We start from the raw sequence: 13,702 nt of genomic DNA, 5'->3' as shown, positions 1-13,702 counted from the left end.
GAAAACATGACGACTGCGACCCGCGGCCGCCGGTGGATCGACCACTGGACGCCGGAAGACGACACGTTCTGGGCCGCCACCGGGAGGAAGGTGGCCAACCGCAACCTGTGGTTCTCCATCTTCTCCGAGCACGTCGGGTTCTCCATCTGGAGCCTGATGTCGGTGCTGGTGCTGTTCATGGGCACGCCCTACCACCTGTCCGCGGCCGACAAGTTCCTGCTGACCTCGACGGCGACGCTCGTCGGCGCGTTCGCCCGGATCCCGTACAACTTCGCGGTCGCCAGGTTCGGTGGTCGCAACTGGACGATCATCAGCGCGTTGCTGCTGCTGATCCCGTCGATCACGGCGGCGTTCGTGATGAAGCCCGGTACGCCGCTGGGCGTGTTCCTGCTGCTGTCCGTCCTTTGTGGAGTAGGTGGTGGGAACTTCGCCTCGTCGATGACGAACATCAACGCCTTCTTCCCGGAGAAGAAGAAGGGCATGGCGCTGGGGTTGAACGCCGGTGGCGGCAACCTCGGCGTGGCGGTCATCCAGCTGGTCGGACTGTTGATCATCGCGACCGCGGGGACGAGCGCGCCGAGGCTGATGCTGGCCGTGTACATCCCGCTGATCGTGCTCGCCGCCACGGGTGCCGCGTTGTTCATGGACAACCTCGCGTCGGTCCGCAACGACCGCAAGGGCATGCGCGAGGTCATGAAGGACGCGCACTGCTGGGTGATGTCCTTCCTGTACATCGGCACCTTCGGCTCGTTCATCGGCTACAGCTTCGCCTTCGGCCTGGTGCTGCAGAACCAGTTCGGTCGCACCCCGCTGCAGGCCGCGTACGTGACCTTCCTCGGCCCGCTGCTCGGCTCGCTGGCGCGGCCCGTCGGCGGCTGGCTGTCCGACCGGATCGGCGGCGGCCGGGTCACGTTCTGGAACTTCCTCGGCATGGCCGCGATGACGGTGGTGCTGATCGTCGCCTCGGAGGCCAAGTCGCTGGGACTGTTCACCACCGCGTTCGTCGTGCTGTTCGTGCTGACGGGCGTCGGCAACGGGTCGACGTACAAGATGATCCCGGCGATCTTCAAGGCCAAGGCGAAGGCCGCGATCGACGCCGGTGCGGACGAGGCGGCGGAGCTGCTCCGGGCGCGGAAGCTCTCCGGCGCCCTCATCGGCCTGGCCGGCGCGATCGGTGCGTTCGGCGGCCTGCTGGTCAACCTGGCGTTCCGGCAGTCGTTCCTGAGCACGGGGAGCGGGTTGTCGGCCTTCATCGGGTTCCTCGTGTTCTACGGGGTGTGCTTCGTCGTGACCTGGGCGGTGTACCTGCGCAGGTCCGAGGTCAGTGAAAAGCAGCCGGCCCTGGCCCAGGCCCGGGTCTGAAAGAGCTGCGTGAGGAGGAACGAGTCATGACGCGGACACTGGTCGTCGCCGGCCACGGCATGGTGGGACACCGGCTCGTGGCGGAACTGCGGGCGGCGGACACCGAGGGGACGTGGCGGGTCGTCGTGCTCGGCGAGGAGCCCCGCCCGGCGTACGACCGGGTCGCGCTCACGTCCTACGTGGACGGCTGGGACGCGCAGGCACTCGACCTCGGTGCGCACACCGGCGTCGAGCTGCGGCTCGGCGACCCGGTGGTGGCCGTCGACCGGGAGGCTCGCACGGTCACCACCGCGAGCGGGCACACCGAAACCTACGACGCGCTCGTGCTGGCCACCGGGTCGAAGCCGTTCGTACCGCCGGTGCCCGGCCACGACCTGCCCGGCTGCTTCGTGTACCGGACGATCGAGGACCTCGACGCTATCCGCGAGGCGGTGGAGAACGCCAAGGCCCGTAAGCGCGGCCGTGCGGCGGCGATGGTCGTCGGTGGCGGGCTGCTCGGGCTGGAAGCGGCGAAGGCGTTGCGGGACATGGGTCTCTCGCCGCACGTGGTCGAGATGGCCCCGCGGCTGATGCCGATCCAGGTCGACGACGGCGGCGGCAACCTGTTGCGCAAGCTCGTCACCGAGCTGGACCTGACCGTCCACACAGGAACGTCCGCGGCGAAGATCGAGCCGGACGGCGACCGGCTGACGGCGAGCCTCACCAACGGCACCGAGCTGGACCTCGACCTGATCGTGTTCTCCGCCGGGGTCCGTCCGCGCGACGAGCTGGCTCGTGCAGCCGGGCTCGCCGTGGGGGAGCGTGGTGGGGTGCTCGTCGATTCGGCCTGCCGCACCAGCGATCCCGCCATCTGGGCGATCGGCGAGTGCGCGGCGGTCGAGGGCCGCTGCTACGGGCTCGTCGCGCCCGGGTACACGATGGCGGAGCTCGTCGCCGGGCAGCTGCTGGGCAAGGACGGCGAGTTCCCCGGTGCCGACCTGTCGACGAAGCTGAAGCTGATGGGCGTCGACGTGGCGAGCTTCGGCGACGCGCACGCCGCCACCGAAGGCGCGCTGGAGGTCGTGCTCGCCGACGCGGTTTCGGGCTACTACAAGAAGCTCGTGGTGTCCCCGGACGGAGTCCTGCTCGGCGGGATCCTCGTCGGCGACGCGAGCGCGTACAACCTGCTGCGCCCGCTCGTCGGCAGCCCGCTGCCCGCCGACCCGGCGGCGATGCTCGCTCCGGAGGGTGCATCCGGTTCGGTCGGTGTCGACGCGCTGCCCGACGAGGCCGGGATCTGCTCGTGCAACAACGTGACCAAGGGCGCGATCACCGAGGCCATCCGCACGCAGGGCTGCGACAGCGTCGCCGCGATCAAGGGCTGCACGCGGGCGGGCACGACGTGTGGTTCGTGCGTGCCGATGCTGTCGAAGCTGCTCGACGCGTGCGGGGTCGTGCAGTCGAAGGCGGTGTGCGAGCACTTCACGCACTCGCGCCGGGAGCTGTTCGAGATCATCAAGGCCACCCGCATCACCACGTTCGGCGAGCTGATCGCCAAGCACGGCACGGGCACCGGTTGCGCGATCTGCAAGCCCGCGGTCGCCTCGATCCTCGCCACGATCGGCACCACGGAGCGCGACGGCGTGCACGTCCTCGACGGCGAGCTGGCGAGCCTGCAGGACACCAACGACCACTTCCTCGCCAACATGCAGCGCAACGGCACGTACTCGGTGGTGCCGCGCATCGCGGGTGGCGAGATCACCCCGGCGAAGCTCAAGGTGATCGCCGAGGTCGCCGAGGAGTTCGGGCTGTACACCAAGATCACCGGTGGACAGCGGATCGACATGTTCGGCGCCACCGTCGACCAGCTGCCGCACATCTGGAAGCGGCTGGTGGACGCGGGGATGGAGTCCGGGCACGCGTACGGCAAGTCGCTGCGCACGGTGAAGTCCTGCGTCGGCTCGACGTGGTGCCGCTACGGCGTGCAGGACAGCGTGGGCATGGCGGTGGAACTGGAGCTGCGCTACCGCGGCCTGCGGTCACCGCACAAGCTCAAGGCCGGCGTCTCGGGTTGTGCCCGTGAGTGCGCCGAAGCGCGGGGAAAGGACTTCGGCGTGATCGCGACGGAGAAGGGCTGGAACCTCTACGTCGGCGGGAACGGCGGCACCTTCCCTCGGCACGCCGAACTGCTGGTGTCCGATGTGGACTCGGAGTCGCTCATCCGGTACATCGACCGGTTCATCATGTTCTACGTGCGCACCGCCGACCGGCTGCAGCGGACCGCGCCGTGGATCGAGGAGATGGAAGGCGGCCTGGACCACCTGCGCGAGGTGATCGTGGACGACAAGCTGGGTATCTGCGAGGAGCTCGACGCGGCGATGGCCAAGCACGTGGAGAACTACGCCGACGAGTGGCGCGGTGTGCTGGAGGACCCGGAGAAGCTCGCGCGTTTCACGTCCTTCGTGAACGCGCCCGGCGCGCCTGATCCGACGATCTCGTTCAGCGCGGAGCGGGAGCAGAAGGTTCCCGTGCTGCTGGGTGTACCGGAGGTGGTGTCCCGATGACCACGATGCAGACGCGGACGGTCGTGGTGTGCGAGCTGGCGCGGCTGATCCCCGGCCGCGGGGTCGCGGCCCTGCTGCCGGACGGCAGGCAGGTGGCGATCTTCCTGACCGCGAGCGGCGACCTCTATGGACTGTCCAATATAGACCCGTTCGCACGTGCGGCAGTGCTCTCGCGAGGGTTGGTCGGCGACGTGGGCGGTGCACCGTTCGTGGCCTCGCCCCTGCTCAAGCAGCGGTTCGACCTGCGCACCGGGGTGTGCCTCGACGACGAGTCGGTGGCCATCCGCACGTACGAGGTGCACGTCGCCGACGGGGTGGTGCACGTCAATCCATGACCCAGATCCCGCCGCTCGCCGGGTTCGCGGTGGGCATCACCGCCGCCCGGCGCGCCGACGAGCTCGGCGCCCTGCTGGTGCGCAAGGGCGCGACGGTGCGGTACGGCCCGGCGCTCCGGATCGTGCCGTTGGCAGACGACACCGAGCTGTACGCGGCGACCACCGGCTTGCTGGAGGAGCCGGTGGACGTCGTCGTCGCGACCACCGGCATCGGCTTCCGGGGCTGGATCGAAGCGGCGGAGGGCTGGGGACTGGGCGAGGAACTGCTGCAACGGCTGGACAAGGCGACGCTGCTCGCCCGTGGACCGAAGGCGCGCGGGGCGATCCGCGCGGCGGGACTGTCCGAACAGTACTCACCCGCGTCGGAGAGTAACGCGGAGTTGTTGCAGCACCTGCTCGACTCGGGGGTTGCGGGGCAGCGGGTCGCGGTGCAGCTGCACGGCGAGCCGCTGCCGTACTTCGTGGACTCGCTGCGGGCGGCCGGGGCCGAGGTGATCGAGGTACCCGTGTACCGCTGGGTGGGGCCCGCCGACCCGGGCCCGCTGGACCGGTTGCTGGACGCGGTGCTCGACGGCGGGATAGACGCGATGCCGTTCACGAGCGCACCGGCGGCGGCGAGCATGCTGGCGGTGGCCAAGCGCACCGGGCGGCACGCGGCGCTGGTCGACGCGCTCACGCACCGGGTGCTGGTCGCGTGCGTCGGGCCGATCACGGCAGCTCCGCTGGCGGCGCTGGGCATTCCGACGGTGCAGCCGGACCGGGCGCGGATCGGCGCGCTGGCGAGGACGGTGGGGCAGGCGTTGACGGACCGCTCGCCGCGGTTGTGCGCGGCGGGACGGCAGATCGAGCTGCGTGGGCAGGCGGCCATTGTGGACGGTCAGCTGTGTGAGATCCCGCCCGCGCCCATGGCGGTGCTGCGGGCGCTGGCACGGGAGCCCGGGCGAGTGGTGTCGCGGCGGGAGCTGACGGCGGCGTTGCCCGGCGGCGGGGAGGAACACGCGGTGGAGACGGCGATTGGCCGGTTGCGCACGGCGCTCGGGGAGGGGCGGCTCGTGCAGACCGTCGTGAAGCGGGGCTACCGGCTGGCGGTGGCGCGATGATCGTGCTGGCGGCGCACGGCACGCGTGACCCGGCGGGCCCGCGGGTCATCACCCGGCTCGCGGCGCGGGTGCAGGCCGAGGTAGGGGTACCGGTTCGCGTGGCGTACGCGGACGTCCGGCAGCCGGACTTGACCTCGGTGTTGCGCTCGGTGCGCGGCCCGGCGGTGGTCGTGCCCGCGTTCCTGGCTTCCGGATATCACGTGCGCGTGGACATCCCGGCGCAGATCGAGGCGAGCGGGCACCGGAACGTCGTGCTGACGGAGGCGTTCGGCCCGGCGCCGGAGCTGGTCGGCGCGTTGCGGGAACGGCTGGTGGCGGCGGGATACCGTCGTGGCGACGCGGTGGTGCTGGCGGCGGCGGGTTCGAGTGACCGGCGGGCGTTGGCGGAGGTTCGTACCGTGGCGGACGCTCTGGGGTCTGTTTTGGACAGTCCCGTGCGGATCGGTTACGCGGCGACGGCGAGTCCTTCGGTGGCGGAGGCGGTGGCGTCGTACGGGAAGCGGCGGGTGGCGGTGGCGTCGTGGCTGCTGGCGCCGGGGTTGTTCCAGCGCCGGCTGGACGAGGCGGGGGCCGACGTGGTGGCCGCGCCGCTGGGGGTCCACGCGGGAGTGGTGGAGCTGGTGGTGCGGCGGTACCGGCAGGCAGTCCGGGGCGCGCTCGCCGCCTGACTCACAGCTCACTCGTAGGTTCCGCACACGGGTTTCCCAGGCGCGGCGACGAAGGTCGATCTCGTCAGCAACCGGACTTCCGCGAAGAGAGAACCCGATGACGTACGACCCCGCGCAGCGTGCCTCCCGCGAGGGCCAGGCGCAGACGGAGAGCTTCGCCACCCCCAGCGGGCCGGCCCAGTACGGACCGGCCGGACAGGGTGGGGCGGCCACGGCTACCGCAGCCCCCACGGCGCCGCCCGCCCCACCCGCCTCCTCCACCGGTACCGACGCGACCACCGCCGTCGTCGTGTCGGAACCGGCCTGGCCCGACAAGGAGCGCCCGGTGCGGCGCGTGCCGAGCACCAGGATGACCGGGGAAGCCGGTGATCGAGGTGGAGTGGGCGAGGGATGGCCTGGCTCGGCGTCGGCCGAGGCAGCTTCCGCAACCTCCGGGACCACCACCCCGCCCGCGGGATGGCCGGGCGGAAGTGCCGTTCCGCCCGGTACTCCCACCCCGCCTGCCCCGCCCGGCGTTCCGGGTGTGCCCCCCGCCAAGAAGCCGGCGAACAAGTTGTCCGTCGGGCTCGCGAGCATCCTCGCGGCCGCGGCGCTCGTCGTCGGCGGCAGCGTCGGGTTCGTCATTGGGCATTCGACCGGGTCCGGCTCCGGCACGCCGTCGAGCCAGTTCGGCCCCGGCGGTGCCGGTGGCTACGGTCCCGGCGGCGGCATGGGCGGGTTCCCCGGTCAGCAGCAGGACCAGTCCGGCACCGCCGACCAGGGGCAGGGCCAAACCACCTGAGTTCTCCCGGAGGTTCCGATGGGACTGTTCACCCTCCTCTTCGTGGCGGTGATCGCCGGCTGCCTGTTCATGGCGTTCCGGCGTCCGCAGCGGGAGGCACCGTCCGACGCCCAAGCCGAGGCGCGCCGCTGGATCGACCGGCTCGCGGCGGGCATCACCAACCTCGACGCCACCGGCAACGCCGCCGCGACGCAGGCACTCGGCGACGCGGCCGAGCGGCACAACGCGGCTTCGGTCGAGCTGGCGCAGGCCCGCACGCCGATGCAGTACCACCTGGCCGGGCAGACCGCGGTCGAGGGCCTGCACTACATCCGCGCGGCGAGGACCGCACTGGGCCTCGACCCGGGTCCGGCGCTGCCCCAGCAGGCGACGGGCAGCATCGACACCCGGCGGCAGGTGACGGTGGGTGGGCAGGAGTACGTCGCCTCGCCCCGCCCGGGCGACGCGACGCCGTACTACTACCCGGGCGGCACCGTCGGCGGCCGCGCGGTCCCCGCGGGCTGGTACAGCACCCCGTGGTGGAAGACAGCGCTGGTCGCGGGCGCGGCGGGCATGGGCGGGGCACTGCTGATGGACACCCTCCTCGGCGGGTTCGGCGGACACCACCACGACTTCTTCGGTGGCGGCCCCGGTTTCGGAGACTTCGGTGGGCCAGGAGGCCCCTTCTGAGCCCATCCACCGGAGGCTGACCGTCCGAGCACGAGCACTCGGGCGGTCAGTCCATCATGGACGGACCCCACCGCCGGGACTTCGGCAGTGGCTTGGGATACCCAGCCCGGCTGGTGTGCAGTCCCAACGCCACCAACGACTCCGCCAAGCGCACCGCGGCGGCGACCCCGTCGATCACCGGAATGCCCAGCTCCGCGCTGATCCGCCGGTCCAACCCGGTCATCCCCGCGCATCCGAGCACCAGCACCTCCGCCCCGCGGTCGCGCACCCGCCGAGCCGTCGTCACCAGTGCCGACGCCGTGCGCACCTCGTCCGCCAGCTCCAGCACCCCCAACCCCGAGCCGACGACACCCACGCAGTGCGCGGCGACCCCGGCCCCGTGCAAGCTCTCCTCGATCAACCCGCACGTTCGGTCCAAAGTGGTCACCACCCCGTAGCGACGGCCCAGCAGACACGCCAGGTGCGCGGCCGCCTCGGTGATGTCCACGACCGGCACGTCCAGCAGCTCCCGCGCGCCCTCGCGGCCGTGCTCACCGAACCCCGCGAGCACGACCGCGTCGAACGTTTCCTCCGTGGTGCGCAACAGGTCCAGCACTGCGGCGGCCGACAGGAAGCTGTCCAGCCAGCCCTCCGCCGACTCCGGCCCCCACGACGGCGTCAACGCGACGATCTCGGTTCCGGGGCTTGCCGCAGCACGGGCGCCTGCCTCGATCTCCTTCGTCATCGCCTCGGTGGTGTTGCAGTTCGTCACCAGGATCCTGGTCACCTCCGCGCCACCGCCCAGTACGCGAGCGCGGACACGGCAGTGCCGATGAACCACGAGTACGGCGCCGCCGGCTCGAACACCGGCACCAGCGCGATCACGGCGGTCAGCGCGGCCGTCGGCACGAACACGCCGAGCGCACGCGGGTTGACACCACGACGGTAGTGGTACGGCGAGCCGGGCGCGGGGTCGAACAACGCCGTGACGTCCACCTTCCCGCGCCGGACCAGGTAATAGTCCACGATCATGATCCCGAACAGCGGCCCGAGGAACGCGCCCAGGCCGCCGAGGAAGTAGTTCACCACCGCGGGCGAGGAGTACAGCTTCCACGGCAGCACGCACAGCGCGAACACCGCGCTGATCATCCCGCCGGTCCTGAAGTTGATCCGCTTCGGCCAGATGTTGGCCAGGTCGTACGCGGGGGAGACGAAGTTCGCGACGATGTTGACGCCCATCGTGGCCACCGCGAACGTCAGCGCGCCGACGATCAGCACCGGCGTGTTGTGCACCTTCGCCAGCAGTTCCGCCGGGTCCGTGATCGCCTCGCCGAACACCTTGAGGCTGCCCGCGGTGACGATCACCGACAGCAGCGCGAACGCCGTGGAGTTGATCGGCAGGCCCCAGAAGTTGCCGCGCCGCACCGTTTTCTGGTCCGGGGTGAACCGGGAGAAGTCGCAGAAGTTCAGCATGAGCGTGCCGTAGGTGGCGAGGATGAGCCCGGCCGCGCCGAACCACTGGCGCACCTGCTCACCGCCGGAAAGCGCTTTCGGGCTCTCGGTGAACGAGATGCTCCAGTGCCCGGCGGCGAGGATCCACACCGCGAGCGCGATCATCACCACCCAGATCGCGGGCCCGCACCAGTCCTGGAACTTCCGCACCGACTCCATGCCTCGGGTCAGGATCAGCGCCTGGACCGCCCACAGCGCCACGAAACAGATCCAGCCCAGCGCGTGCAGGCCGAGGAAACCGTGCTCGGTCCACGACTTCAGGCCCGGGTCGATGGCGAGCACCAGCACCGTGATCGCGACCGACGCGAGGTAGGTCTGGATGCCGTACCAGAAGATCGCGATCACCGCGCGGATCAGGGCCGGCAGGTTCGCGCCCGCCGTGCCGAAGCTGATCCGGGCCACCACGGGGAACGGCACGCCCGTCCGCTGCCCGACGCGGCCCATCAGGTTCATGCCGACGTAGATGATCACGAACCCGAACAGCAGCGCGGTGAACACCTGCCACGCGGACAGGCCGAGCACGAACAGGCCAGCCGCGAACGTGTAGTTGCCGAGGTTGTGCACGTCCGACATCCACAGCGCGAAGATGTCGTAGACCTTCCACTTCCGCTCACGGGCGGGCGCGAGGTCGTCGTTGTACAGGCGGGAGTCTGGTGGGGTCTGAGTCGCGGTCTCGACGGCGGTCACGGACGCCTCCGGAGGTTTGGGATACCAAACTTGGTGTTCCCAAGGTCGTACACTGGCGGCCGGAGGTCAAGGGAGAGGCGGGTTGCATTCGTGTTAAACCAGAAACCCCTGGCCGTCGTGCGGCAGCGGGTGGTGGACGAGCTGCGTGGCCGGATCCTCTCGGGCCGGCTCAAGCCGGGCGACCGGCTCGTCGAGCGGGAGCTGGCCGAGGACCTGGGGGTGTCGCGGCTGCCGGTGCGGGAGGCGATCCGCGCGCTGGAGTCGGAGGGGTTCCTGGAAACCCCGTCGCCGCGTCGGGTCGTGGTGCGTCAACTGTCCAGAGTGGACGTCGAAGAGCTGTTCGACGTGCGGGAGGCGCTGGAGGTGCTCGCGTGCGGGCTGGCGGCGGAGCGCGCGGGGAAGGCGGGGCTGGCACGGCTGGAGGCAACGCTGCGGGAGGCCGCGCGCGCCACGGAGAGCGGTAAGGGCAGCCGGATCACGGCGGCGAACAACCGGTTCCACGACGAGATACTGGCGGTCGCCGGGCACCGGTTGCTGTCGACGCTGATGCAGTCGCTGGAGGGGCGGCTGGCGTGGCTGACCGGGCAGAACGAGCACTGGGACGACCTGCTGGCCGAACACCGGCGGCTGTACGAGGCGATCGCGTCCGGGGATCCGGAGCGCGCACGGGCCTGCGCGCTGGAACACGTGCGGGTCAACCGCGAGGTGACGTTGTCGTTGCTCTTTCCGGCGGAATGACGGCGCTTGCCACCTAAGCCCAAACCATCCGCAGGTCCCCGAACCCCCGCACCCGCGCCACCCGTTCGGCCTCCTCCTCGGCGGCCTTGCGTGCCGCCGGGGGAAGGGGCGCGAACGGCGTGATCGTGAAGTCCAAGCGCTTCCGCCCGCTTCCCTTGCTGCGCCACGTTCCCGCCACCTCGCCGTCCACCAGCAGCGCGCCCGGATTGCCGAGGATCTTCCACACCTCCTTCTGCCGCGCCTTGTCCGGCACCAGCGTCGCCCGGTCGCGCGCCTGCAGGAACGGGTCCCACGGCGGCAGCAACCGCACCACGGCGGGCTCCGGCGGGTTCGCCAGCAGGTCGGCCTCCGCCGCCGGAACGTACGTTTTCCGGCCCGCGTAACGGACTTCCACCAGGTCCGCGGGCCACATCTTCTTCGCCAGCGTCGCCGTCGTGCCGATGAAGCCCGCTGCTTCGCCAGGGCCGGCCGGTCCGTGCAGGCGCAGGTAGTTCCGCACCACCGACGCGGCCGCCGCGACGTCCGGCGCCGTCGGCAACCGGCCCTTGAACGGCGCGAGCACCGCCGGGAACTCGCCCGCCACCAAGCAGGCGCCGCCGTGGATCGCGGCCAGCCGGAGGACCTGTTCGAGGATGTGCGTGGCCTGGCAACCGCGGCACCAGTACGACAACCCGGGCGGCACGAGCTTCGTGACCTCCGTGCTCACCGCGCCCTTGCTCATCGGCTTCCGGACGACCTTCCGGACCGCCCGCGCCGCCGCGAACAGGCCCTCCGTCGCGCCCATCCCGGCGGCCTCGACCTGCCGCCGCTGCCAGCCCATCCGCGCCATCGCATCCGCCTCCTCCAGCGGCACGAGCGCCGCCACGACGGACGGCAGCTCGTCGGCGCGGTGGAAGTGCGGGGCGCCCCGGTGGGTCCAGGCGAGCACGAAACGCGGGTCGTCCACAAAGGACTCCTCGCGCACCGGGCCGTCCAGCCGGGCGGCCAGCGAGATCGCCGCCGTGTCACGCTGCGTGCTCTGCAGCCCGAGGTCGAAGACCGCGAGCCGGGCCGCGTCGGATTCCGTGCGGTGCAGGCCCTGCGCCGCCACCCGGTACGCGAGGACCTGCTCGCGGTCCACTTCGAAAGTCACAGTCGGTAGTCCAGGGTGTACGACATGGTCTCGCTCGCTCCCTCGATCGTTCCGGAGCCGCTCAGCCCGGCCAGCTCACCGGTGCCCGAACCCGGGACGACGGTGAACGTGCCGCGCACTCCGTCCGCTCCGTAACCTACCTCGTGCCGGACGACGAAACTGCCCTTCCGGCCGTCGACGCTGCCGGTGATCCGCTCGAAGCCGAGCCCGGGCCCCTCGCCCGGGTAGTACAGCAGGTAGTCGCACACCGACGTGCCCTCGATGCGGCCGCGGTAGGAGAAGGTGCAGTGCGCGTGGGCGAAGCGCGGGCCGTCCTCGGGCCCGTCGACAACGGCTTCGTCCCAGCTCTTCATGGTGAACGTGTCGGTCATGCGCACAGCTTCGCGCACATACCTGCCATCTTCTGTCAGGTTTTCGGCGACAATGGGGAACATGCGGGCGAGCAGGTTGCTGTCGGTGTTGCTGCTGTTGCAGAACCGGGGCCGGATGACGGCCGACGAGCTGGCAGCGGAGCTGGAGGTGTCGGTGCGCACGGTGTACCGCGACATCGAGGCGCTCTCGGCCGCGGGCGTGCCGGTGTACGCGGATCGCGGCCGCGCGGGCGGGTACCAGCTGGTCGGCGGCTACCGGACGCGCCTGACCGGGCTCACCGAGGAGGAGGCGCAATCGCTTTCGCTCGCCGGACTGCCCGTGGCGGCGGCGGAACTGGGGCTCGGCACGGTGCTCGCCGCTGCGCAGCTGAAGCTCTACGCGGCGCTGCCGGAGGAACTGCGCGACCGCGCCGGGCAAGTCGCCGAGCGCTTCCTGCTCGACGTGCCCGGCTGGTTCCGGGGCGTCGAGAGCCTGCCACACCTCGCGGAGATCGCGCGGGCGGTGTGGGAGTGCCGCCTGTTCACGACGCGTTACCGGCGGTGGGACGGCAGCGAGGTCGACCGCGTGCTGGAACCGCTGGGGCTGGTGCTGAAGGCGGGCAACTGGTACCTCGCCGCGCGGGCCGGCAACGGCGTGCGGACGTACCGGGTGTCACGGATCTCCGCGCCGGAGTTGGGGGAACGGTTCGAGCGACCGTCCGATTTCGACCTCGCGGCGTACTGGCGGGAGTGGTCGGAGAGCTTTGAAAGGCGGTTGTATCCCCGGATCGCCGTGGTGCGTCTGTCGCGACTGGGCCGGGACCTCGTACCTTTCTACTTGGGAGTGGTCGGCGCCCGCGCTCTGCGGGAATGCCGGAACGAGCCGGACGAGGACGGGTGGTTGCGAGTGGAGTTACCGGTGGAACCGGGCGCTCCGGCGCTCGGCGAGCTGTTGCGGTTCGGGCCTGAGCTGCAGGTGCTGGAGCCGCCCGAGTTGCGGGCCGAGGTGGCGGCCGCGGTCGCGAAGATGGGGGCGAGCTATGGGTGACCTCACCGGCGTGACGATCGGCGTGACCGCGGAGCGGCGTGCGGACGAGTTCATCACGGCGCTGGAACGGCACGGCGCCACGGTCCGGCACGCGCCGACGATCCACATCGTCCCGTTGCCCGACGACGACCACCTCCGCGCGGCGACGGACGAAGTGCTCGCCGGAGTCGACGTGCTGGCGGTGACGACAGGCGCCGGTTTCCGCGGCTGGCTCGACGCGGCCGACGGCTGGGGCGTGTCGGACAGGCTGCTCGACGTGCTGCGGGAGGCGCGGATCTTCACGCGCGGCCCCAAGGGCAAGGGCGCGGTGCGCGGGCGCGGGCTGACAGAGGAGTGGTCGGCGCCGGAGGAGAGCAACCGGCAGCTGTTCGCGCACCTGCTCTCGGCGGGGGTGGCGGGCAGGCGGGTGGCGGTGCAGCTGCACGGGTCGGTGCTGCCGGAGACGCAGCGGCTGGTGGAGGCGGGTGCGCGGGTGATCGAGGTGCAGCCGTACCGGTGGGAGTGGCCCGCGGACCTGGACCCGGCGCAGCGGTTGCTCGACGGGGTGCTGTCGGGGCGGGTGCAGGCACTGGCGTTCACGAGCGCCCCGGCGACGGCGAACCTGCTGAGCCTCGCGCGGGAGCGCGGCGCGTACGAGGAGCTGCTGGCGGCGCTGCGGGGTGACGTGGTGTGCGCCTGCGTCGGCCCGGTCACGGCGGCGCCGCTCACCGAGGCGGGAGTGCCGACGCTGCAACCGGAACGGCAGCGGCTCGGCGCGCTGGTGAAGCTGCTGGTGGCGGAGCTGGGGGCGTGACGGGG

14 protein-coding genes are annotated in these 13,702 nt (G+C 71.2%); 10 read left to right on the top strand and 4 right to left on the bottom strand.

All coding sequences use genetic code 11. From position 1 onward, the window contains the following. Positions 1–6: 6 nt before the first annotated feature. From FHX82_RS29505 to FHX82_RS29475, 7 genes are all read left to right on the top strand, one after another. Positions 7–1,362, top strand: coding sequence for a nitrate/nitrite transporter (locus tag FHX82_RS29505; RefSeq protein WP_145938834.1), 1,356 nt, complete (start codon positions 7–9; stop codon positions 1,360–1,362). 26 nt (positions 1,363–1,388) lie between these two features. After that, positions 1,389–3,905 (top strand): nitrite reductase large subunit NirB, encoded by a 2,517-nt coding sequence (gene nirB, locus FHX82_RS29500; RefSeq protein WP_145938835.1) that lies wholly within the window; start codon positions 1,389–1,391, stop codon positions 3,903–3,905. Continuing rightward, positions 3,902–4,240: a nitrite reductase small subunit NirD gene (gene nirD, locus FHX82_RS29495; protein WP_145938836.1), complete on the top strand. Its 339-nt coding sequence runs from the start codon at positions 3,902–3,904 to the stop codon at positions 4,238–4,240. Before nirB ends, nirD begins: the two co-directional genes overlap by 4 nt. Beyond that, entirely contained in the window at positions 4,237–5,340 is a 1,104-nt protein-coding gene (locus FHX82_RS29490; RefSeq protein WP_145938837.1) for a uroporphyrinogen-III synthase, read from the top strand. Before nirD ends, FHX82_RS29490 begins: the two co-directional genes overlap by 4 nt. Next, positions 5,337–6,008, top strand: coding sequence for a sirohydrochlorin chelatase (locus FHX82_RS29485; protein WP_145938838.1), 672 nt, complete (start codon positions 5,337–5,339; stop codon positions 6,006–6,008). The genes FHX82_RS29490 and FHX82_RS29485 overlap by 4 nt, the downstream gene beginning before the upstream one ends. 523 nt (positions 6,009–6,531) lie before the next feature. Continuing rightward, complete coding sequence (locus FHX82_RS29480; protein ID WP_183176901.1) at positions 6,532–6,789, top strand: hypothetical protein; 258 nt, start codon at positions 6,532–6,534, stop codon at positions 6,787–6,789. Positions 6,790–6,807: 18 nt separating this feature from the next. Then, positions 6,808–7,458: a hypothetical protein gene (locus FHX82_RS29475; protein WP_145938304.1), complete on the top strand. Its 651-nt coding sequence runs from the start codon at positions 6,808–6,810 to the stop codon at positions 7,456–7,458. 46 nt (positions 7,459–7,504) lie between these two features. Here the strand turns inward: FHX82_RS29475 and FHX82_RS29470 are convergent, their stop codons facing one another. Next, entirely contained in the window at positions 7,505–8,224 is a 720-nt protein-coding gene (locus FHX82_RS29470) for an aspartate/glutamate racemase family protein (protein WP_222425999.1), read from the bottom strand. Then, positions 8,221–9,636: an NCS1 family nucleobase:cation symporter-1 gene (locus tag FHX82_RS29465; protein ID WP_145938305.1), complete on the bottom strand. Its 1,416-nt coding sequence runs from the start codon at positions 9,634–9,636 to the stop codon at positions 8,221–8,223. The genes FHX82_RS29470 and FHX82_RS29465 overlap by 4 nt, the downstream gene beginning before the upstream one ends. A gap of 90 nt (positions 9,637–9,726) precedes the next feature. Between FHX82_RS29465 and FHX82_RS29460 the strand changes: the two genes are divergently transcribed. Continuing rightward, positions 9,727–10,374 carry a GntR family transcriptional regulator gene (locus FHX82_RS29460; RefSeq protein ID WP_145938306.1) on the top strand — a complete coding sequence of 216 codons (648 nt, stop codon included), beginning with the start codon at positions 9,727–9,729 and terminating at the stop codon, positions 10,372–10,374. 13 nt (positions 10,375–10,387) lie between these two features. Here the strand turns inward: FHX82_RS29460 and FHX82_RS29455 are convergent, their stop codons facing one another. Then, positions 10,388–11,506, bottom strand: coding sequence for a winged helix DNA-binding domain-containing protein (locus FHX82_RS29455; RefSeq protein WP_229881317.1), 1,119 nt, complete (start codon positions 11,504–11,506; stop codon positions 10,388–10,390). Then, the gene (locus tag FHX82_RS29450; RefSeq protein WP_145938307.1) at positions 11,503–11,877 is read right to left on the bottom strand and encodes a DUF3224 domain-containing protein; all 375 of its coding nucleotides are present in this window, start codon (positions 11,875–11,877) and stop codon (positions 11,503–11,505) included. Before FHX82_RS29450 ends, FHX82_RS29455 begins: the two co-directional genes overlap by 4 nt. A 61-nt stretch (positions 11,878–11,938) precedes the next feature. Here FHX82_RS29450 and FHX82_RS29445 point away from each other — a divergent pair, with 61 nt between their 5' ends. Continuing rightward, positions 11,939–12,904, top strand: a complete 966-nt coding sequence (locus FHX82_RS29445) for a helix-turn-helix transcriptional regulator (RefSeq protein WP_145938308.1) — start codon at positions 11,939–11,941, stop codon at positions 12,902–12,904. Further along, entirely contained in the window at positions 12,897–13,697 is an 801-nt protein-coding gene (locus FHX82_RS29440) for a uroporphyrinogen-III synthase (RefSeq protein ID WP_145938309.1), read from the top strand. Before FHX82_RS29445 ends, FHX82_RS29440 begins: the two co-directional genes overlap by 8 nt. Positions 13,698–13,702: the final 5 nt, after the last annotated feature.

Origin of the sequence: Amycolatopsis bartoniae (assembly GCF_014191255.1) — a bacterium.
GTDB lineage: Bacteria > Actinomycetota > Actinomycetes > Mycobacteriales > Pseudonocardiaceae > Amycolatopsis_E > Amycolatopsis_E bartoniae.
This window is presented reverse-complemented; position numbering and strand designations above follow the sequence as displayed.

What these genes read in the sequence shown, in the direction of transcription:
- FHX82_RS29505 (WP_145938834.1), top strand. Translation starts at nt 7, where the DNA reads ATGACGACTGCGACCCGCGGCCGCCGGTGGATCGACCACTGGACGCCG.
- nirB (WP_145938835.1), top strand. Translation starts at nt 1,389, where the DNA reads ATGACGCGGACACTGGTCGTCGCCGGCCACGGCATGGTGGGACACCGG.
- nirD (WP_145938836.1), top strand. Translation starts at nt 3,902, where the DNA reads ATGACCACGATGCAGACGCGGACGGTCGTGGTGTGCGAGCTGGCGCGG.
- FHX82_RS29490 (WP_145938837.1), top strand. Translation starts at nt 4,237, where the DNA reads ATGACCCAGATCCCGCCGCTCGCCGGGTTCGCGGTGGGCATCACCGCC.
- FHX82_RS29485 (WP_145938838.1), top strand. Translation starts at nt 5,337, where the DNA reads ATGATCGTGCTGGCGGCGCACGGCACGCGTGACCCGGCGGGCCCGCGG.
- FHX82_RS29475 (WP_145938304.1), top strand. Translation starts at nt 6,808, where the DNA reads ATGGGACTGTTCACCCTCCTCTTCGTGGCGGTGATCGCCGGCTGCCTG.
- FHX82_RS29450 (WP_145938307.1), bottom strand. Translation starts at nt 11,877, where the DNA reads ATGACCGACACGTTCACCATGAAGAGCTGGGACGAAGCCGTTGTCGAC.
- FHX82_RS29445 (WP_145938308.1), top strand. Translation starts at nt 11,939, where the DNA reads ATGCGGGCGAGCAGGTTGCTGTCGGTGTTGCTGCTGTTGCAGAACCGG.
- FHX82_RS29440 (WP_145938309.1), top strand. Translation starts at nt 12,897, where the DNA reads ATGGGTGACCTCACCGGCGTGACGATCGGCGTGACCGCGGAGCGGCGT.